Consider the following 18733-nt stretch of genomic DNA (forward strand, 5'->3'; position numbering starts at 1 on the left):
TTCCTTATTGTGATTGTTGTAATTGACGTACGTGAGCAACAACGTCCAGGCAACTGCTACGCCCGGCCTCAACCAGATCCGCCACGCAAGCAGTCAGTTGGCCATGCTCACGTTTGTCGAGCGCCTCCAGTAGCAAAGAGGCATTTAGCCCGGAAATCACTGCCACCGGGTAATCAGCGCTCAGCCGCGCCGCGACGTTAGAGGTGGTACCGCCAATAAAATCAGTCAGGATCAGTGAGCCTTCTGGCATGATTTTCACTACGGCTTCGACGCGCTGATAAAACTCGCCAAGCGTATCAACAGGCATCAGCGCAATTTCCGTTACGCCTTTAATTTCGCCCATTACCATGCGCAGGCTGTTGCAAAGCTGTTGCCCCCAGCCGCCATGGGTCAGCAGCAGGATCTGGGGCAAGGATTCAGTGGTAGTCAAAATGGCCTCCTGGCTCGATTACATAGACATAAGTAAACAGAGCAAAGGCTGTGCCAGAATTTGTGTCACGCGGGGGCGGTGTGGGTGACGGTGGGGCGCAAAGCCCCACCAGACGAGGGATTAGCTATATAACAGTTCGTAGATATAAATATATTCCGCGTCCGATAACCGAATGGCGTAGGCCTCTTCGATCGGCAGGAAGGCGGATTTAATGACACTAAACGCGCGAACATCCAGATCGGGCTTGTTCTCCAGCGCCATCTGTAACGGTTTGCGGTTAATCACGATACGCTCGACCATACAACAGCAGTGGATCAGGAAACGCAGTGTCACCTGGCGGCTCGGTTTCAGCGAAAGCGTGGTGGTCAGATGGTTAAGTACACCTTCCATCTCCTTCAGAATACGCTGCGGGTTAAGCACTGAGATATGGTTAATGATACTTTCCATGGTCAACGCACTGATAAAACGCATCGCGCTGCGCTCCATCTCCAGACGGCGCTCACTGCTTGAAAGATCCGGCGTCAGCAGACTGAGCACCAGTTCAGGCCCCTGCTCGGAGAACAACTCTTCAAGCGAGATAAACGGGATATCAGGCAGTCCCGGCTGGAAAGTACCGACAATGCCTGCCAGTCGTTCGCTGGCGTTAATCGCCTGCTGAATGCGCTCCAGGCTGCGAACTTCGTTGTAATCGAGGATCACCATCCGCGTATCCTGCGACATTAACTCACCAAAACTCTCTTCCAGCACCTTTTTGATTTTTTCCGCCGTGCCCATACCGGTGATGCAAGAGATGACCAGCACTTTGCCACTGTTTTCCTGCTGTGGCGTACAGAGCTGACAGGGTATATTTTTGCTCTGCATCAGCGCCGCCAGCTGTGGCAAATCACTGGTTTCGTAGCTTAAATCCAGTCCTATCTCCAGCAGACTGGTGAGCGTGATATTGGGCATCAGCAGAACGTCTATCTGGAATAATTTGCTGATCGTGCTACCAAAATGGACCAATGAGCCAATATCAACCATCAGGATTAACCGCCGATATTGCCGGGTCTGGATCATCTGCGTCAGGGCTTCCAGCGTGTCATGCACCGACTGCTCAAAAGGCATATCGATAGCGCTGAACACCTCGCGTTCCAGCACACGATTCACGTACTGGGCCTGGCTTGTGGCTGTCGTCGCGCCGTGGGCAATCAAAATCACCCCGCAATCCGGGCTGGCATCAATCCGTTGACGGTAATGGCGGCACTCCTTGAGGAACAGGCACAGCCAGACCACTTCCGTTGCCGGGCACTGAATATGCAGCAGTTCATTGATTTTTCGGCATAACAGCGTGGCGTTTTCGTATTCATCTTTACAGCGGTCGAGGATCAGGCTGGAAGAATAAAGTTGTGGAATAAGCCCGCGCTGTACATAACCAATCAACGCCAGAAAGTGTTTGCGCAGCGGATTCACCAGGTTTTCCGGCAACGTAAAACCCAGCACCTGTTCAACACAGCCGATAAGTAACGTCACCCGTTCTTCAATCTGGTCACCGTAGCGCGGTGGATGCGCCACGCTATCACGGCTGTAAAGGCCATATTCAAAAATCGAACTGAGTTTATTTTTGAGTATCGCCAGCGTTTCAGCTGGCGGTACGTTGCTGTTACGCAGGTTGATATATTCCCGGGTCAGGAAGCTGTAAAAGAGATCGCTCTCTTCAATTTCAGCCCCGGTCGCCAGCGAATTTTTCAGCGCAGGCAACGTTCGGGCATCAATGCTCAGGTGCTCTTTCCCTTCGAACAGCGCCCCAACCAGCAAGCGTTGTTCCGGCGTGGCGTTAAACGGGATGTCTGCCAGACGTTTATCCAGTTGTAGCGTATCGCTGTGCTCCGTCATCCCCGAAGCCCAAGCCTGGGCGCAGAGAAACTGAATGTCGCTCTTGAGCTGACCAATGTTGCCTTCTAACGGTTTGTTCAGCAGCCAGAGCAGCAAAGTGCGGTCGATGCTTACTGTACGCTCGATTTTACGGCTCTCACGCTGTAAGAATCCGACAATCAATTCAACCTGTTCTTCCACCGAGCGCTGGCGGATGCCGGGGAGATCGATACACACCTGAATACGCCGCTGGAAGGTGCGCAGCAATGCTGAGCTGACGGGTTCGGTGGTGGCACAAATCAGACGAACCGAAATAGAACGCGCCGTACCGCTTGAACCCAACGGTCGATATTCGCCTTTGTCGAGAATAGAGAACAGCTTTTCCTGACCTTCATACGGCAGACGATGGACTTCATCAAGCAGTAGATAACCGCCGTCGGCCTGCTCGACCAGACCGGGTTTATTCTCGTTTGCGCCGGTAAAAGCGCCCTGTCGATGGCCAAACAGGTGTGAAGAGAGCAACTCCGGGTTATGGGCGTATTCCGCGCAGTTGAAATACACCAGCGGCGGAGGCGTGCCCGTTGCGCGTTCAGAGGCAAAACGGTGCATCAGTTCAGCAAAAAAAGTTTTGCCGACACCAGAAGGACCGGTCAAAAGGACGTGTAGTCCGTGGGGATAAAGCACCGCCGCCCGGCCTTTTTCCACCGCATCGCGCAAACTGCGATCGTAGCCAATCAGGCCAAAAAAGGGATCATCTGCCGCCTGATTTTCCTGAGCAGGCAACAGATCGGCAACGGTTTGTACTTCACGCTCAGACTCATCGAGTTTGCGATCCAGCAATGTCTCAATCGCCTGACGATGCAAAAAGAATACCGGACGCCCGCGGCTTTTAATCGCCAGACCGTCATTCCAGAGTTGATTGAGATCTTTACTGACCGAATTGCGCGCCAGCCCAAGGTTAAAGCCGATAGCTTCCGCTGTGAACGCCGTTTCCTGCGCCAGATGGGCAAGATTCAGTCCTCGCGTCAGTCGTTCCAGCTCTCCCAGTATTATCTCAATCCGTCTCATCTCTTTACCGCTTAAGAAATAAATGATTGTTCAGAACATACACTATTCTGCTGCGCAAGAAAGTGAGGCGGCATCCAGTCGTTACGGGCAATCCTCCCGGTCATCAAAATGTTTTTGCTAAATAATGACGTGCAGCGCCTGATTCCGGGAAATTATCGAGGGTCATTTGCAACTGATAGCCGTTCTTTTGATAAAACGGCAGCGCCTGGAAACTCATGGTATCAACCAGCGCGTGCAGACAGCCTCGCTCACGTGCCGTCTGTTCTGCCACTTGCATCAGTTTTGTGCCATAACCGCCTTTGCGCAGGGCATCATCCATCCATAAGAACTCAATGCACAACCATTCACCTTTGATTTTGCCGATCAGCCCACCCCGAATCTTATTGTGTTCATCACGCCAGTAGACCGCCAAATCACCAAAGTTGGTCGTTTTCAGGAACTGGAAATTGTAAGCACGCAGCCCGGTAAGCAGCGCATTTTGATCATCTTCTGTAACGGTATCAGTAATCTGTATCTGCATCCTATCCTCCTGAAAGACTACAACTTCTGGCTGATTTATTTTTAATCGTTAACACAGGCTGATGAGTGAGCCGTATGCCATCTACACTTACTCTTGAGATGATGCGCATCAACAACAAGGATTATTATCATGAAATTAGCCATTTTTCCGATTATTGCCGTCCTTTTCACGCTACCGGGCCTGGCGCAGGCTGACTCGGCTTACGGCGGGTTACAGTCGGTTCACGAAAAGAACACCGTACTCAAGGATTTGCGCAAGCTTTGCACCCCACAGGGGTCGCCATCGGATGAAGTGTGGGAAAAAACAATTATGTCTGATACGCGCAATCAGCAGCATATTCGCGAAGCCATTGTGGCGATAGAAAGAAATAATCAGAACAACTACTGGGAAGCGCTTGGCAAAGTTGAATGCCCTGATTTATAGCCATTATGTCGGAAAATGAGCACTGTAACCGGTTTCTGTATCGCAAAAACACGTATTGTTGCCACAACGAATAAAGAGTAAGGGAGCAACAATAATGCGATACCGTTTTCCTGCGAACTTCTGGTGGGGCAGTGCCTGCTCCGCGCTGCAAACGGAAGGTGATAGCCTCAACGGCGGCAAAAGCCAGACCACATGGGATGCGTGGTTCGACCGCCAACCGGGTCGTTTCCATCAGGGAATTGGCCCGGCGAACACATCCACGTTTTATCAGCATTGGAAACAGGACATCGCCCTACTCAACCAGCTGAAACATAACAGCTTTCGTACATCACTGAGCTGGTCACGCCTGATCCCAAACGGCACGGGTGAGGTGAATCCAGAGGCCGTTGATTTTTATAACAACGTTATCGACGAGTTACTGGCTCAAGGTATTACGCCCTTTATCACCCTGTTCCATTTTGACATGCCGATGGTGATGCAGGAGAAAGGCGGCTGGGAAAACCGTGAAGTGGTCGAGGCATTTAGCCACTATGCACAGACCTGCTTTAACTTGTTCGGCAATCGGGTGAAGCACTGGTTCACCTTTAACGAACCGATTGTCCCGGTAGAAGGCGGTTATCTGTATGATTTTCACTACCCTAACGTGGTGGATTTCAAACGCGCCGCGACTGTGGCGTACCACACCATCCTGGCACATTCGCTGGCGGTTCGGGCCTGGCGCGTCGGAGGTTATGACGGCGAAATTGGCGTAGTGTTGAATTTAACGCCTTCTTATCCTCGCTCGCAAAATCCGGCAGATGTAAAAGCCGCACACCATGCAGACCTGCTCTTTAACCGTAGTTTCCTCGATCCGGTGCTGAAAGGTGAGTACCCGGCAGACCTGGTAGAACTGTTGAAAGAGTACGATCAGCTGCCAGCATGTCTCCCCGGCGACAGCCAACTGATAGCTGATGGCAAAATTGATCTGCTGGGCATCAATTATTATCAGCCGCGTCGCGTGAAATGTCGCGATAGCGCAGTCAATCCGAACGCACCGTTTATGCCGGAATGGTTATTTGATTACTACGAAATGCCGGGACGTAAAATGAACCCTTACCGTGGCTGGGAAATATATGAGCCGGGTATTTACGATATTATTACCAACCTGCGTGAGAATTACGGCAATCCGCGCTGTTTTATTTCTGAAAACGGTATGGGTGTCGAAAATGAGCAGCGTTTCATCCAGCAGGATCAGATAAACGACAGCTATCGTATTGAATTTGTCTCTGAACATCTGAAATGGCTACATAAAGGCATTAGCGAAGGCTGCAATTGTCTTGGCTACCATATGTGGACCTTTATTGATAACTGGTCATGGCTGAACGGATACAAAAACCGCTACGGTTTTGTCCAGCTCGATCTGGAAACGCAAAAACGTACGGTGAAAAAGAGTGGCGAATGGTTTGCTCATACCGCCGGGCACAATGGTTTTGATTGAGAAATGAACAGGCGGCCGGATGGCGGTGCAGACACCGCATCCGGCAATATCCGATAAGATTATTGATCCGCTTTAATACGGACTTTCGCCGCCACCAGAAGCGCCGTCAGCAGCATCAGAGCCCCTGAGAGCATCAGGGGAGACAGCAAACCAAGGTTATCGAGCGCATACCCGCCAATTGCGGCGCCACAGGTGTTAGCCAGCTGGATCACGGCGACCTGAACGGACCCGGCTTTCTCTGCCTGATCGGCCAAAGAACGGGTGATCCACGTCGACCAGCCGACCGGTACCAGCGCAAACGACAGCCCCCAGATAATCGCAATTGCAGCTGCCACCACTTTGTCACTCCCCCACAGAATCAGCACCAGCGCGCAGAGCGCGAGCACCAGCGGCGCACCGGCTAATGCCAGTTTGACCGAACGTTTCAGGATAACCGACGAGAGCGACGTCCCGACAAAACTGGCAATACCAAAGCTCAGCAGCACCAGCGTCAAACCATCCACATCAAATCCCGCCAGATTCATGTACACCGGGCGGATGTAGGTAAAGAAGGCAAACTGCCCGGCAAAGGACATAAAGATGGCGATCATGCCAGCCATTACCCCCGGTCGTTGCAGCAGACTAAACATGTTTTGTTTCTGATGTGATGGCTCACCGGGCAGCGAAGGCAGCGATTTCACCACCCAGATGGTACACAGCACGCCCATCACCGCCGCGGCATTAAAGACGTTGCGCCAGCCAATGATGCCGCCTAAGAAGCTCCCCAGCGGGGCGGCAATGACCAGTGCGATAGAGACTGCACCAAAGATCACCGATAACGCTTTCGGCACCGTCCGTGCAGGAACCAGACGCATGGTCAGCGATGCCGACATCGCCCAGAACCCGCCAAGCGCCAGACCGAGACAGGCACGACCAATCAACAACAAGGTAAACGAGTTGGCAAAGGAAACCAGCAGGCAGGAGATCGTCAGCAGCACCGAAAAGAGGATCACCACATAACGACGATCGGTTGCCTGAATAATTTGTGTCACAAACAGGCTGGCAAACATGGCGACAAACGCCGTTACAGTCACCGATTGTCCGGCAACACCTTCCGAAATACCGAGATCCTGCGCCATTGGCGTCAACAAACTGACGGGCAGAAATTCAACGGTTATCAGGCAGGCAACACAGAACGCCACGGCGAATACCGCCGACCAGTTCGGTCGGGCATTTGCCTCAGCGCGGGATTGTTGTTCAATAGCGTCACTCATTTTGTTACCTGCGTGGGTTCATTGTAGAAAAGTTACGCAGTGTAACACTAAAAGTGTGACGCATTTAACGCTTCAGCAACTGTTTGCCGTCGTATGGCAACGTTGTCTTATCCGGTCTACGACAGAGTGCCTTTGTTAGATCACCTAAACCTCGCGTGCAGCCCTTGCCAGCCCGGTTATCCACTCCTGGTGACCATTAATCATCGGATTGGGTAGCGTGCGCGCCAGTTCCTGTGCCGGAACACCACGCTGCGACTCCTGCGTCAGAATACGTACGCGCCCGCCGGGTAAATCCTCAAACAACCAGGCATGGACAACATCCAGACGCGAATCAGCATCCCCTTCCGCCCAGCCGTGCCAGGCAATACGCGCAGCCTGACCATCGACCGGGGGTACATATTCGATGACCTGCGCTTCAATTGGGAAACCAAAGGTTGTGAAACGGAAACGGGCGTTCATACTCAGAAACGGTCCGGAGCCATCGTGAAACCGGATATCCGCCACATTGCTGTAATACGTCGGCCAGCGCGTCGTGTCGTTGAGCTGCGCCCAGACAGCGCGGGCGCTCAGTCCGGCAACAATGATTTCATTGGAGGCAAAGTTATCGGTCGCCCCTGGCAAATACGCTTGCGGCCAGATAATTGCACTTTGTTGAGTCGCTTGTTTCATGATGAACCTCGTCGTGTGAGTTAACGAGGTTCATCATGCGCGGGAGAGAGATATAAATATAATGACGATTAAAAATATCCGTCATCACATATTTTGATATCAGTGCAACCAGTGCACCCCATCTTCAGGTTGAAAAAAGGCGTTATAGCGCATCTGAAACGCATTTATCTCCTGCATATCCGGCTCCATTTCGCGCAGAAAACCCAGCGCCAGGCGTACCTGTGCGTCGGTAATCGGCGCGGCCAGCCGGGCTTTTTGCAACACCCGGTGCCACTGCAGCAGATTCTGTTCACTACCGTCAACAATGACGATTTGCCAGATTAGCAGCGCCTGGGCGGCATTTTGCAGATGCGATTCGTCAGGTCGATGAAGGTACTGTAAAAACGCCTCTCCCTGCACTTTCCCCATCTGATCGATCATTGATTCTACCGGCACGACATCAATACTCAGACGTTCGCTCAGACGGCGAATCGCGCGTCGTGACCCGGACGTCAGTACCCGAAAACCCACAACAAAAACAACAACCAGCGTGGCCAGCATTATCCAAATCATGCGCACATCCATTACCAGACAGGACGCCCATCATAGCGGCAAATTCACCGGTGTCGACGACTGAACGTGTCATAATGTGACTTATCGACCCCATGAGCAGACATCATGAAATCTGATATCAGAACCCTCGATCTTAATCTGTTGAAAACGCTGGATGCCCTGCTGGATGAACGCAACGTTACCCGGGCGGCGCAACGACTGTCGCTCACCCAACCAGCGGTTAGCGGCATGCTAAACCGTCTGCGTGATTATTTTGACGATCCGCTGTTTGTCCGCACGCCGCACGGTATTGTCCCGACACTACGGGCTCGCGCGATGGCAGCCCCCATCAAACAGATCCTCAGCGACATTGATATCCTGCTTAAGCCCGCGCAGTTCGACCCACTCACCGAAACGCTCACCTTTACCGTCGCCGCTACCGATTACGCCCTTAAAGCGGTGATCGTGCCGTTTATCGCCGCGCTTCGCGCACGTGCGCCAGGTATTCGTGTGCGGGTCGTTCCCGTTGAGCCGGGGCAGCTAACAACACAGTTTGAGCAGGGTAAAATTGACCTGGCGCTGCTGACGCCGGATTCAACACCGGATAATTTGCACAACCGCCCGTTATATAACGAAGAGTATGTCTGTCTCATGCGTCATGATCATCCCGATGCCCACCAGGCGTTAACACTCGATCGCTTCTGCGCGCTGGAGCATGTGCTGGTTTCTTATAAGGGTGAAAATTTCTGGGGGGTCACCGATGATGCGCTGGCAGATGTCGGACGAAAACGACAGATTGGTTTGTCAGTCAGCAGTTTTCTGGTTCTGCCGGATATCCTCGCCATTAGCGAGATGATTGCCGTCGTCCCTGCCCGACTGGCCTATACCGATCCCCGGATGCACGTTGTATCGCCGCCGCTGCCCATTGCTGGTTTTACTAAAAGTATGGCCTGGCACGAACGCACGCACCGCGATGCGGCGCATCAGTGGCTACGCAATCTGGTGCATGCAACCAGTCAATCTAAAACATAAAAAAACCCGCCATAAAGGCGGGTAAAAGTTACCACTACACACTTAAGCGACTTTCAATTGCTGGAGCTTTTTCTCGCGGCGAATTTTACGTTCTTCAAACACGGCCACGATAGCCATCAGGCAGATACAACCGATAGCGGCGGTATCCAGCGCGGCGAAGGTACCTGCCCAGCCAGTCAGACCGAAAACCGGTGTACCGTCAGCAATCATCCCCAGACCCAGCTTGGCGAAGCTGTCACCGATCAGATAGGCGAATGTCCCTTTAATCCCATCGGCAGCGCCGATTGCTTTTTTCGGCACGAAACCAACGGCGGCAACACCAATTAACAACTGCGGACCAAACACCAGGAAGCCGAGAGCAAACAGCGAAGCCAGATAGACATACTGGTTGCTGGCGTGCTGGTAAACACCCAGTGTCGCAATGATTAATGCCAGTGCCACACAGGCCACCAGCGCCCGGCGACCGTTTGCCAGGTCAGAGAGCCAGCCCCACAGCAGCGTACCGACCAACGCCCCCACTTCAAACAGGGTAAAGCCCTGAATCGCCACTTCTTTGGAGAGCTTCAGTTCCTGGAACGCGTACACGGTAGACCACTGATCGATACCAATACGGACCACATACAGGAAGATGTTGGAGAAACACAGCAGCCAGATCACTTTGTTTTTCAGCACATACTCAACAAAGATCTGCCACTTGGTCATGTCATTTTCTTCGGTCTCTTTGTCTTCTTCGCTGATCTCTTCACCGAACAGTTCTTCAGCTTTCCCCAGACCATAAGATTCCGGGGAGTCGCTGCCATAGCGCAGGCCAATAAAGCCAACAATCAGGGCGATAATCGATGGGAAGATAAACATACCAATGACGTGACCGTCGAACAGGTAGTTGGCACCAAACAACGCCACACCCGCCGCACCGGCACCACCGAGGTTGTGGGAAATGTTCCACATACCGAGGTAAGAACCACGTTTACGGCGAGGTGTCCATTTGGTGATGGTGGAATAACTACATGAACCGCCAGTACTCTGGAAGAATCCGCTCAGCGCGTAGAAGGTAATCATCAGGAACAGGCTGGTAGAACCCGCGCCCATGCTGGCGCTGAAGCCGAGCATACAGATAGCAGAGAGGATCAACATAAATGGCAGGAACTGCTTGGTGTTTTTGCCATCCGCATAATAAGAAACCAGCGTTTTACCCACGCCGTAGGTGATGGAGAAGCCCAGGCCAATCATCCCCAACTGCGTCATGCTCAGCCCGTAGGTGGAGATCATGTCGTTCTGCGCGATGTTGAAGTTTTTGCGGATCAGATACATCGTCAGGTAGCCAATAAAGACCACCAGATAAGACTGCATGAACGGTTTGAACCACATTTTACGCCGCACATCGAGCGGCAGATCCAGGGTTGGCTTGCGCACCTGGTTTAAGAAGGCCAGCATAGGACTCTCCGGGCTAATTTTTATACCTGCGAATAGCAGGCATTGTAAAAATCAGCCCGGGATCACGCCTGAGACAGCGTCCAGGTGAAACCGGGAAAATTTCTTAGTTTTACCCCACTTGAGGCAAAAAGGTGAGATACATCACGCTTCGCCAGGCTCACGCGGCGCCTGGGCATTCAAAAACGGTAGCAGCAACAGTGCCGATATCCCCGCTGCGATGGCGATAACCACAAAGAATCCGGTCCAGTGCCAAACCTCCATCACCTTCGCCAGTGGCCAGCCGGAGAGCGAGGCTCCCAGATAAGCGAATAGCCCGACAAACCCGGTCGCCGCCCCTGCTGCCTCTTTGTGCGAGCACTCCGCCGCCGCCATACCAATCAGCATTTGCGGGCCAAAGACGAAGAATCCGGTGGTGAAAAAGCACGCCGCCTGCATCACGTAGCTGGCGAACGGCATCAGCCATAGCGAACCGACGGAAAGTAAAATCCCGGCGGCGAAAATCAGGTTCATTGGCCCTCGATTGCCGTTGAACAGCTTATCTGACCCCCAACCCGCCACCAGTGCCCCGATAAACCCGCCCAGTTCAAACATGGTCACCGCGGTATTGGCGGTCACCAGATCGACCCCCAGCGTTTCTGACATGTACAAATTACCCCAGTCGTTGATCGCCGCACGCACCACGTACACCAGCACATAACACAACGACAGCAGCCAGATATAGGGATTCAGCAACACATAGCGGGTGAGAATTTCTTTGCGGGTTAAGCCTGCGCCCTCCTGCTGCTGGGCAATTTCTAACTCATCGTGTCGCCAGTCGCCAACCGGGGGTAAGCCAATCGCCTGCGGCCTGTCGCGCAACCGCCAGCACAGGAAAAATCCCACCACAATCGCCAGTATTCCGGCAATCATCATTCCTGCACGCCAGCCATAATGCAGCGCCGTCGCCGCCATCACTATCGGGATCAGCGCCCCGCCGACGTTATGCGCGGTGTTCCATAGCGCCCACCAGCCACCGCGCTCGGTACGCGAATACCAGGCCGTCAGCAAACGGGCGCATACCGGCGATCCCCAGCCCTGGAAAAACGCATTCAGTGCCCACAGTAACGCAAAAGCCCACAGCGAGGTGGAGAAGCCAAACAGGATGTTCACCACGCCAGTGGCAATCAAGCCAATCCCCATAAAATAGCGGGCGTTGGAACGATCGCTGACGATACCAGAGACAAACTTCGACAGGCCGTAAGTGATGTAAAACAGCGTTGCCAACAGGCCAATATCACTGCGGGTCAGTACACCGCTGGTCAGGATATCCGGCACCGCCGCGTTGAAGCTTTTGCGCGTGAAATAAAACAGCGCGTAACCAAGCCAGATGGTGGTCAGAATATGCCGCCGCCAGTAGCGATAGCGGGCGTCCACCTCGCGCTTATCAGTAATGAGTGGCGCATTGGCCGGGGCTTTTAGAAACTGAAACATTGCCATTCCTTACACATAACGCTGAGGCAAAGAGACGCTGACCCGCGTACCGTGCGTACAGGATATCGAAAGCTTACCGCCGAGGGCCGTAATACGCTCACGCATCCCGGTGAGGCCAAATCCTTGCTGATCCGAACCCGGCGGCAGGCCGCTGCCATCGTCCTCAATCACCAGCATCAACCGCTCATCCTGTAGCCAGCCCTGCAACGTCACCGCGCTGGCATTGGCATGCTTAACAATATTATTCAGTCCTTCCTGGCAGACGCGAAACAGCGTCACCCGCTGACTTTCGCTGAGTTCTGATTCATCAATATGCCAGTCGAGATGGCTGACGATACCGCGACTTTCCAGCTCCATTTCCCGCATCAACGAACGGATAGCCTGCTCCAGCGTTAAATCATCTAACTGGCGCGGGCGTAAACGCCCCAACAGGCGGCGTACCGAATCGTATACCCCGAGTGAAAGCTGCTCGATATGCGCCCCACTGCGCTTTACGCCCACATTCTCCGGAGCCAGCCGCTGAACGATACCGGCCTGAGTACGAATAGCGGTAATGGTCTGCCCAATGTCATCATGCAGTTCACGTGCCACGTCGCGACGTACGCTTTCTTCGGTTTCCAGCAAACGCTCCGCCAAACGATGATTGCGTGCCAGCTCGTTTTGCAGCGACTGGTTGAGTTCACGCAGGCGCTGGATCCCCGCGCCGAGCAGCAGCCCGGTCAGGCTTTGCGCCAACAGCGAGAGCAGTAAATCAACGGGATGATCGTGCCAGGTCTGGCTGGCAATCAGCGCGATGGCATTCATCAGTGTGGCGATCAGCGCCCCCTGCCAGCCATAGTGCCAGGCAAGTGCAATAATCGGCAGCGCCAGGCAAAACGGCGTAAAGCGTGACAGCTCATTCGGCAGGCCCAACTGCAACCACAGGCTGACACTGAACAACAACAAATACCAGACCAGATGTCGTCCGCGCCAGTTCACGGGTTGAGAAACCACCGCCGGTCCCAGCGGCAGCCAGGTGGTGCTGGTCAGATAGTGCCAGAACACCAGGCAGATCGGCGCCAGCGTCAGCCCCCCAGTGAGTGTTAGCAGCAGCACGGTCCACGCCTCTTCACCTTGCCCAAGCCATGGTAGCGATTGCAGCAGTGCCGCCGCGGTCAGTGCTGCCCCCTGTAATAACAATGTGCGCCAGTCACGCTGATGGCGGAAGCGTGAGGTCAGTGCGACGGGAAGTAAAGTGAGAAAGCTACCGATCACCAAAAGTGGCAAATGGGACAGCGCCACTTCCTGCGCCAGCCAAAACAGAAGCAGCCATTCCGCACCCAACAGTACCGGCCAGTAGCCGCGCGGGCATTGCAGCATCAAGCCCAGGCGCAGGCCGAATGGAAACAGCAGCACAGCCAGCTCCGGGCGTTCAACCAGATGCAGGCTGATGCTCCACAGGCAAAACCATGCGGCAGAGAAGATAAAAAAGCAGGCAACAAGGGTGACTAACCGGGAAAAGAACGTGTTCATTGCCAGCCGTCAAACATCCGCCGAGCCAACTCAACATCATTGCTTACGCCCAACTTTTCCATCAGATTGGCGCGGTGCACGTGTACCGTTTTTGGTGACAAGCCCAGTTCAGCCGCGATCTCTTTGACTGCCATCCCTTGCGCCAGTTTTTCTGCCACCTGACGTTCGCGTTTGGTTAGCGGGTCCTGACGTCCGGCTGCCAGCTTAACGGCAATGTCCGGCGTGAGATAGCAGCCACCGGTCGCCACGGTATGCACCGCCGCAATCAGTTCGTCGGGGCTGCAACGCTTGGAGAGGAAGCCACGCGCACCGGCATTTAACGCCTGTTCCACCAGCGCCGGGCTGTCGTGAACGGAGAGCATGATAATCGCCATGCCTTTTGGCAACTGGCTTAACAGTTCGAGGCCGGAAATGTCAGGCATAGAGATATCGCAGATACAGACCTGCACGCCGCGTCCCGGCAATCCTGCCAGCGCCTCACGCCCGGAACCGAACTCAGCGACAACCTGTAAATCAGGTTCAAGCCCCAGCAGCTGCGCAAAGCCGGAGCGGACGATAAGGTGGTCGTCGATAAGGGCAACGGTAATCATGGGTTCATCCTGGCAGGTATAAAAAACGCGCTTACCTTAACGATAAGCGCGTTGCTGTTCAAGCCTTGAGCGATCAGGCTATGCCAGTTGTGACTGTAAATGTCCGGGTGTGCTGCGGTTCTATTTCAATCAAGGTGCCATTGCGTTGTGCTGCCAGGAATCCTTCAGGTCGACAGGTTGCAGGCAAGGCGAATGCCGCAACCTGCTGATCGCCGTTGTAGAGGATCCAACGTGTCACATAATTCAGTTCCGCGCTGGAGAAACGCGTAACGAACGTGGTGCCATCAGGCGCGATCATTCTAAATTCTGGCTTATCCGTGTACCTGTCCAGTTGGTCAGCAAAGAAGACAATTTCCGGATCGTAAAAATAGGGTTCATTGAGCCGCGCCAGAGAAGCCTCGCCCTGCACAATCCGCTGATTAAACGCCAGCCACTGCTCAGTCGGCTTAACATGCGCGGGTATCGACTCACGCAGCGTTAGCGCCTCATCAGGAATATTCTGGCTGAAGGTGGCTTCCGGTACGTAGGCATAGTTCATATGGCACATGTACTGCAACGGCATTGCCACTGAGGCGAGGTTGGTAACCGCCATCTGAATATCAAACAGCGCGCTCGCTTTGTGCATTACCACCGCAGGATGCGCCTGATAATGATGACCGAACCCCATCACATACTCATAGCGTCCACCCACGCGCAAATTCTCACCCTCCAGCTCCAGCCAGGCTTCATCCATCGTGGCACAAGCCATTTCACCGTGTAATGGGTGAGAATCCTCCGGCGACGGGCAGCCATTGGCCAGTAACCCAGAGTGGAAGGCAAAACAGCCGTAAGTCGCCACCACTTCTATCGCAGGTTTCGGTTGGCTGAACATGTTGCACATAGTCAAATCATGGCCATCGAACTGCGCATCCCAGATCATTTGCCCCATCCAGGGCAGAATAACCAGATGTCCACGACTGTTTTCTACCTTCAGCCCTTCCACTCCGCTGGCGTAACGAAATGCGGTAACCGTGAAGTCGCTATTCTTCAGTAAGATTCGCGGATGCTCTGCAAAGAGTTCCCGCCACAGCGTTATACGTGTTGTCATGACCGCTCTCCTCAGGAAACTGTCGCTTCAGCCAGGTTGTTGCGCACTTTGCTTTCACGCCAGAAGTAGATACCGACGTACACGAAGCACAGCATGGAGACCAGGAACGAAAGTTGCAATGAATGGAACATATCGGCCACATAGCCCTGAATCGCCGGAACCACCGCCGCGCCGACAATCGCCATAACAATGACAGCCCCCGCCATTTCGGTATGCTCGTTATCCACGGTATCAAGCGTACCAGCATAGATTGTCGCCCAGCAGGGTCCAAACAGGACACTCACCAGCACTGCGACATACACAGCGCTGAAGCTTGGCGCCAGTGCAACATAGACGAGGAACAGGGCACCAATGATGGAATAGAGAATCAGCACTTTTTCCGGATTGAAGCGCGTCATCAAAATGTTGGCGATAAACTTGCCGATAAAGAAGCAGGCGAAGCTATAGACCATGAAGGTTGAGGCGTCACGCTCATTGATATCACCTAATTCCAGTGCCAGGCGGATGGTGAATGACCACACCGCGACCTGCATCCCCACATAAAGAAATTGCGCCACAATTCCACGACGGAAACGGGGATTGCTGGCCAGATAACGCAGTGTATCCATCGCTGACGGGCGTTTATGACTCGTGGTTTGCGCGACTTTACAGGTCGGGAAACGGGTCAGCAGGAATAACACCATCACCACAACCAGCACCATAATCATGTACTTGTATGGCTCAAGAGTATTTTCCAGCATCAAGACTTTAAAGTTATGGATCTGCTCGGCGTTCATCCCGGCCATCTGTTTTTCCAGGCTTTCGCCTTCAGAGAAGACCAGATATTTACCTAGCAGAATGCCAGCAGCCGCACCAATAGGATAAAAGGTCTGACTGATGTTCAGGCGTAAAGTGGCATACGCTTTTGGGCCGATCATTGAGCTGTAGGTGTTGGCTGCTGTTTCCAGGAAGCTCAGACCAATCGCAATCGCGAAAATCGCCGCAAGGAACATGGTGTAGGTGGCCATGTGCGATGCTGGGAAAAAGAGCGTACACCCAACGATATAAAGGGTCAGCCCTATTAAGATGGCGACTTTATAACTGGTCTTTTTAATCACCAGAGATGCCGGAATCGCAATTAAAAAATAACCGCCATAAAAAGCACTCTGAACTAATGCCGAGGCAAAGTTACTGAGTGAAAATACGCTTTTGAATTGCGTAATCAGAATATCATTTAATGCGGCTGCGCATCCCCATAACGGGAATAAACAGGATAACAAAATAAACTGGAACAGAGGGGTCTTATTCAAATAGCCGTCAGGCATCTGAATGATGTTTTTATCGTTCATAGTGCTACCTTTTACAGTGCAGGAGTATTATTCGTTTAAGGTAAGAAACTCATTAAATTGTTCGATGCTTGGATAAGATGATTGAGTGCCTTTCCCGGTAACGCTGAAAGCAGCGAAGAGAGCAGCTTTTTTCATGGCGGTTTCCACATCACCGCTTTGAACGTAATAGTGAGCAAAACAACCGATGAAAGCGTCGCCTGCGCCACTGGTATCGACAGCGTTCACTTTAAACGCTGGAACATGGACTTCCTGATCACGCGTCATCCACAGCGCACCTTTCTCACCCATGGTGACGATAATATTGTTCAGACCTTTATCAACCAGAGAACGTGCCGCTGCGCGAATATGGTCATAAGTATCCACTGGCATACCGGTTAATATTTCCAGCTCGGTTTCATTCGGTACGAAAAAATCACATTTACAGGCATGAGACATATCTAATTCCCGTAATGCAGGGGCGGGATTTAGTAACACTTCAATACCGTGTTTTTTGCCAAATTCAATCGCGTGATAAACGGTTTCCAGCTGCACTTCCAGTTGCAGGACAATAAGCTGACATTTTTTCAGATCTTCCGCCGCACGATCGATATCTTCCGGGGAGAGAAATTTGTTCGCTCCTTTAATAATCAGAATGCTGTTGCTGGAGTTCGCATTAACAAAGATCGGTGCGACACCGCTGCTGGTGCAGGGTACCTTTTCGACATAGGTGGTATTAATTCCCCAGGATTCGAGATTGCGAATAGTGTTATCCGCAAAAATATCATCACCGACTTTTGTCAGCATTAGCACTTTGGAATTGAGCTTAGCGGCCGCAACGGCCTGATTTGCGCCTTTGCCCCCGCAGCCAATTTTGAACGCCGGCGCTTCCAGCGTTTCCCCTTCTTTGGGCATCTGGTTGATGTAGGTGATGAGATCCACCATGTTGGAACCAATAACCGCGATATCCATTTTACTACCTCTCAGAAACAATCACACAAAAATGATATTAAAATAACATTATCATGTTACTTTCGTATCATTTGTGACTAGGATCGCGATTGGAAGATCATTTTATTGTTTATTTATTACGCTAAATGTTGCGGCCATATCACACTACAAATGATGAAGTTTTTTACAATTGACTGAAAATTAACTGGATATAATCAATAAAACGTGAAAAAACACGCTTTTATTTCCGAATAGTCAGACGTATAGTAATGTGGCAATGCCATGTTCTCAGAAACACAAAAATGTTACTGAAGGAACATGGAAACATGATTCGTGGAGAAGCACATGGAAACTAAGCAAAAAGAACGTATTCGACGTCTGATGGAATTGTTGAAGAAGACCGACCGAATCCATCTGAAAGAGGCGGCACGAATGCTGGAAGTTTCCGTGATGACTATTCGTCGGGATCTCAGTCAGGATGACGAGCCGTTACCACTTACGCTGCTCGGTGGTTACATTGTGATGGTGAACAAACCTGCTGCCATCGTTAACGCGCCACTTCCGGCGCAAAAGCAGTATCACCGCGACGATTTACCGGTTGCCATTCTGGCTGCGGGACTGGTGAGTGAAAATGATCTGGTCTTTTTTGATAATGGTGCGGAAATGCCGTTGGTGGTCAGCATGATCCCGGACGATATTTCCTTTACCGGGATTTGCTACTCGCACCGGGTGTTCGTAGCGCTAAATGAAAAGCCCAACGCCACAGCGATTCTTTGCGGGGGGACCTACCGGGCGAAAAGTGACGCCTTTTACGACACCAGCAATCCCTCCCCGCTGGATGCACTCAACCCACGGAAAGTCTTTATCTCCGCCAGCGGAGTCCATGAGCATTTCGGCGTTAGCTGGTTCAATCCGGACGATCTGGCCACAAAACGCAAAGCGATGGAACGCGGATTACGCAAAATTCTGCTGACGCGCCACGCCCTGTTCGATGAGGTCGCCCCCGCCAGCATTGGTCCACTCTCCACCTTTGACGTACTGATAAGCGACCGTCCGTTACCGGCAGATTACGCAACCCACTGCCGGAACGGCTCTGTCAAAGTCATCACCCCGAACGCCGACGGCGGTTAA

17 protein-coding genes are annotated in these 18733 nt (G+C 52.6%); 4 read left to right on the forward strand and 13 right to left on the reverse strand.

Features of this window, described 5'->3' with window-relative positions:
* Positions 1–4 precede the first annotated feature (4 nt).
* From ACLJXE_RS04540 to ACLJXE_RS04550, 3 genes are all read right to left on the reverse strand, one after another.
* The gene (locus ACLJXE_RS04540) at positions 5–430 is read right to left on the reverse strand and encodes a PTS sugar transporter subunit IIA (RefSeq protein ID WP_271441414.1); all 426 of its coding nucleotides are present in this window, start codon (positions 428–430) and stop codon (positions 5–7) included.
* 120 nt (positions 431–550) lie between these two features.
* A complete protein-coding gene (gene dagR, locus ACLJXE_RS04545; RefSeq protein WP_410750205.1) occupies positions 551–3349 on the reverse strand; it encodes a transcriptional regulator DagR in 2799 nt (932 codons plus the stop codon).
* A gap of 103 nt (positions 3350–3452) precedes the next feature.
* Entirely contained in the window at positions 3453–3869 is a 417-nt protein-coding gene (locus tag ACLJXE_RS04550) for a GNAT family N-acetyltransferase (protein WP_286630023.1), read from the reverse strand.
* A 129-nt stretch (positions 3870–3998) separates the two neighbouring features.
* Between ACLJXE_RS04550 and ACLJXE_RS04555 the strand changes: the two genes are divergently transcribed.
* Positions 3999–4292 carry a YicS family protein gene (locus ACLJXE_RS04555; protein ID WP_410750206.1) on the forward strand — a complete coding sequence of 98 codons (294 nt, stop codon included), beginning with the start codon at positions 3999–4001 and terminating at the stop codon, positions 4290–4292.
* A gap of 94 nt (positions 4293–4386) precedes the next feature.
* Complete coding sequence (locus ACLJXE_RS04560) at positions 4387–5769, forward strand: glycoside hydrolase family 1 protein (protein ID WP_410750207.1); 1383 nt, start codon at positions 4387–4389, stop codon at positions 5767–5769.
* Positions 5770–5828: 59 nt separating this feature from the next.
* Here the strand turns inward: ACLJXE_RS04560 and nepI are convergent, their stop codons facing one another.
* The 3 genes from nepI to ACLJXE_RS04575 form a co-directional block, all read right to left on the reverse strand.
* Positions 5829–7022: a purine ribonucleoside efflux pump NepI gene (gene nepI / locus ACLJXE_RS04565; RefSeq protein ID WP_410750208.1), complete on the reverse strand. Its 1194-nt coding sequence runs from the start codon at positions 7020–7022 to the stop codon at positions 5829–5831.
* A gap of 144 nt (positions 7023–7166) precedes the next feature.
* The gene (locus ACLJXE_RS04570) at positions 7167–7691 is read right to left on the reverse strand and encodes an SRPBCC domain-containing protein (RefSeq protein WP_410750209.1); all 525 of its coding nucleotides are present in this window, start codon (positions 7689–7691) and stop codon (positions 7167–7169) included.
* A 99-nt stretch (positions 7692–7790) separates the two neighbouring features.
* Positions 7791–8243 carry a DUF1198 family protein gene (locus tag ACLJXE_RS04575; protein WP_410750210.1) on the reverse strand — a complete coding sequence of 151 codons (453 nt, stop codon included), beginning with the start codon at positions 8241–8243 and terminating at the stop codon, positions 7791–7793.
* A gap of 105 nt (positions 8244–8348) precedes the next feature.
* Between ACLJXE_RS04575 and ACLJXE_RS04580 the strand changes: the two genes are divergently transcribed.
* Positions 8349–9254, forward strand: coding sequence for a LysR family transcriptional regulator (locus tag ACLJXE_RS04580; protein ID WP_410750211.1), 906 nt, complete (start codon positions 8349–8351; stop codon positions 9252–9254).
* A 42-nt stretch (positions 9255–9296) separates the two neighbouring features.
* Here ACLJXE_RS04580 and uhpT read toward each other — a convergent pair whose 3' ends face one another.
* The 7 genes from uhpT to rbsK all read right to left on the reverse strand — a co-directional run bounded on the left by uhpT (position 9297) and on the right by rbsK (position 17623).
* The gene (gene uhpT / locus ACLJXE_RS04585) at positions 9297–10688 is read right to left on the reverse strand and encodes a hexose-6-phosphate:phosphate antiporter (RefSeq protein WP_286630030.1); all 1392 of its coding nucleotides are present in this window, start codon (positions 10686–10688) and stop codon (positions 9297–9299) included.
* Positions 10689–10829: 141 nt separating this feature from the next.
* On the reverse strand, positions 10830–12158 hold the full coding sequence (locus tag ACLJXE_RS04590) for an MFS transporter (RefSeq protein ID WP_286630031.1): 1329 nt from the start codon (positions 12156–12158) through the stop codon (positions 10830–10832).
* Positions 12159–12167: 9 nt separating this feature from the next.
* Positions 12168–13670 carry a signal transduction histidine-protein kinase/phosphatase UhpB gene (gene uhpB / locus ACLJXE_RS04595; protein ID WP_410750212.1) on the reverse strand — a complete coding sequence of 501 codons (1503 nt, stop codon included), beginning with the start codon at positions 13668–13670 and terminating at the stop codon, positions 12168–12170.
* Positions 13667–14260 (reverse strand): transcriptional regulator UhpA, encoded by a 594-nt coding sequence (gene uhpA / locus ACLJXE_RS04600; protein WP_045448904.1) that lies wholly within the window; start codon positions 14258–14260, stop codon positions 13667–13669. Before uhpA ends, uhpB begins: the two co-directional genes overlap by 4 nt.
* A gap of 73 nt (positions 14261–14333) precedes the next feature.
* Positions 14334–15347 (reverse strand): aldose 1-epimerase family protein, encoded by a 1014-nt coding sequence (locus ACLJXE_RS04605; protein ID WP_410750213.1) that lies wholly within the window; start codon positions 15345–15347, stop codon positions 14334–14336.
* 11 nt (positions 15348–15358) lie between these two features.
* The gene (fucP, locus tag ACLJXE_RS04610) at positions 15359–16675 is read right to left on the reverse strand and encodes an L-fucose:H+ symporter permease (RefSeq protein WP_410750214.1); all 1317 of its coding nucleotides are present in this window, start codon (positions 16673–16675) and stop codon (positions 15359–15361) included.
* A gap of 27 nt (positions 16676–16702) precedes the next feature.
* Positions 16703–17623: a ribokinase gene (rbsK, locus tag ACLJXE_RS04615; RefSeq protein ID WP_410750215.1), complete on the reverse strand. Its 921-nt coding sequence runs from the start codon at positions 17621–17623 to the stop codon at positions 16703–16705.
* A gap of 324 nt (positions 17624–17947) precedes the next feature.
* Here rbsK and ACLJXE_RS04620 point away from each other — a divergent pair, with 324 nt between their 5' ends.
* Positions 17948–18733, forward strand: a complete 786-nt coding sequence (locus ACLJXE_RS04620; protein WP_410750216.1) for a DeoR family transcriptional regulator — start codon at positions 17948–17950, stop codon at positions 18731–18733.

It is taken from the genome of Citrobacter sp. U14242 (genome assembly GCF_046555775.1).
Classification (GTDB): Bacteria; Pseudomonadota; Gammaproteobacteria; order Enterobacterales; family Enterobacteriaceae; genus Citrobacter.

Excerpts from the sequence above, each read along its gene's own strand:
- uhpT (WP_286630030.1), bottom strand. The coding sequence starts at position 10,688 with ATGCTGGCCTTCTTAAACCAGGTGCGCAAGCCAACCCTGGATCTGCCG.
- rbsK (WP_410750215.1), bottom strand. The coding sequence starts at position 17,623 with ATGGATATCGCGGTTATTGGTTCCAACATGGTGGATCTCATCACCTAC.
- ACLJXE_RS04580 (WP_410750211.1), top strand. The coding sequence starts at position 8,349 with ATGAAATCTGATATCAGAACCCTCGATCTTAATCTGTTGAAAACGCTG.
- ACLJXE_RS04570 (WP_410750209.1), bottom strand. The coding sequence starts at position 7,691 with ATGAAACAAGCGACTCAACAAAGTGCAATTATCTGGCCGCAAGCGTAT.
- ACLJXE_RS04575 (WP_410750210.1), bottom strand. The coding sequence starts at position 8,243 with ATGATTTGGATAATGCTGGCCACGCTGGTTGTTGTTTTTGTTGTGGGT.
- fucP (WP_410750214.1), bottom strand. The coding sequence starts at position 16,675 with ATGAACGATAAAAACATCATTCAGATGCCTGACGGCTATTTGAATAAG.
- ACLJXE_RS04605 (WP_410750213.1), bottom strand. The coding sequence starts at position 15,347 with ATGACAACACGTATAACGCTGTGGCGGGAACTCTTTGCAGAGCATCCG.
- ACLJXE_RS04560 (WP_410750207.1), top strand. The coding sequence starts at position 4,387 with ATGCGATACCGTTTTCCTGCGAACTTCTGGTGGGGCAGTGCCTGCTCC.
- uhpA (WP_045448904.1), bottom strand. The coding sequence starts at position 14,260 with ATGATTACCGTTGCCCTTATCGACGACCACCTTATCGTCCGCTCCGGC.
- ACLJXE_RS04620 (WP_410750216.1), top strand. The coding sequence starts at position 17,948 with ATGGAAACTAAGCAAAAAGAACGTATTCGACGTCTGATGGAATTGTTG.
- ACLJXE_RS04550 (WP_286630023.1), bottom strand. The coding sequence starts at position 3,869 with ATGCAGATACAGATTACTGATACCGTTACAGAAGATGATCAAAATGCG.
- dagR (WP_410750205.1), bottom strand. The coding sequence starts at position 3,349 with ATGAGACGGATTGAGATAATACTGGGAGAGCTGGAACGACTGACGCGA.
- ACLJXE_RS04555 (WP_410750206.1), top strand. The coding sequence starts at position 3,999 with ATGAAATTAGCCATTTTTCCGATTATTGCCGTCCTTTTCACGCTACCG.
- nepI (WP_410750208.1), bottom strand. The coding sequence starts at position 7,022 with ATGAGTGACGCTATTGAACAACAATCCCGCGCTGAGGCAAATGCCCGA.
- uhpB (WP_410750212.1), bottom strand. The coding sequence starts at position 13,670 with ATGAACACGTTCTTTTCCCGGTTAGTCACCCTTGTTGCCTGCTTTTTT.
- ACLJXE_RS04590 (WP_286630031.1), bottom strand. The coding sequence starts at position 12,158 with ATGTTTCAGTTTCTAAAAGCCCCGGCCAATGCGCCACTCATTACTGAT.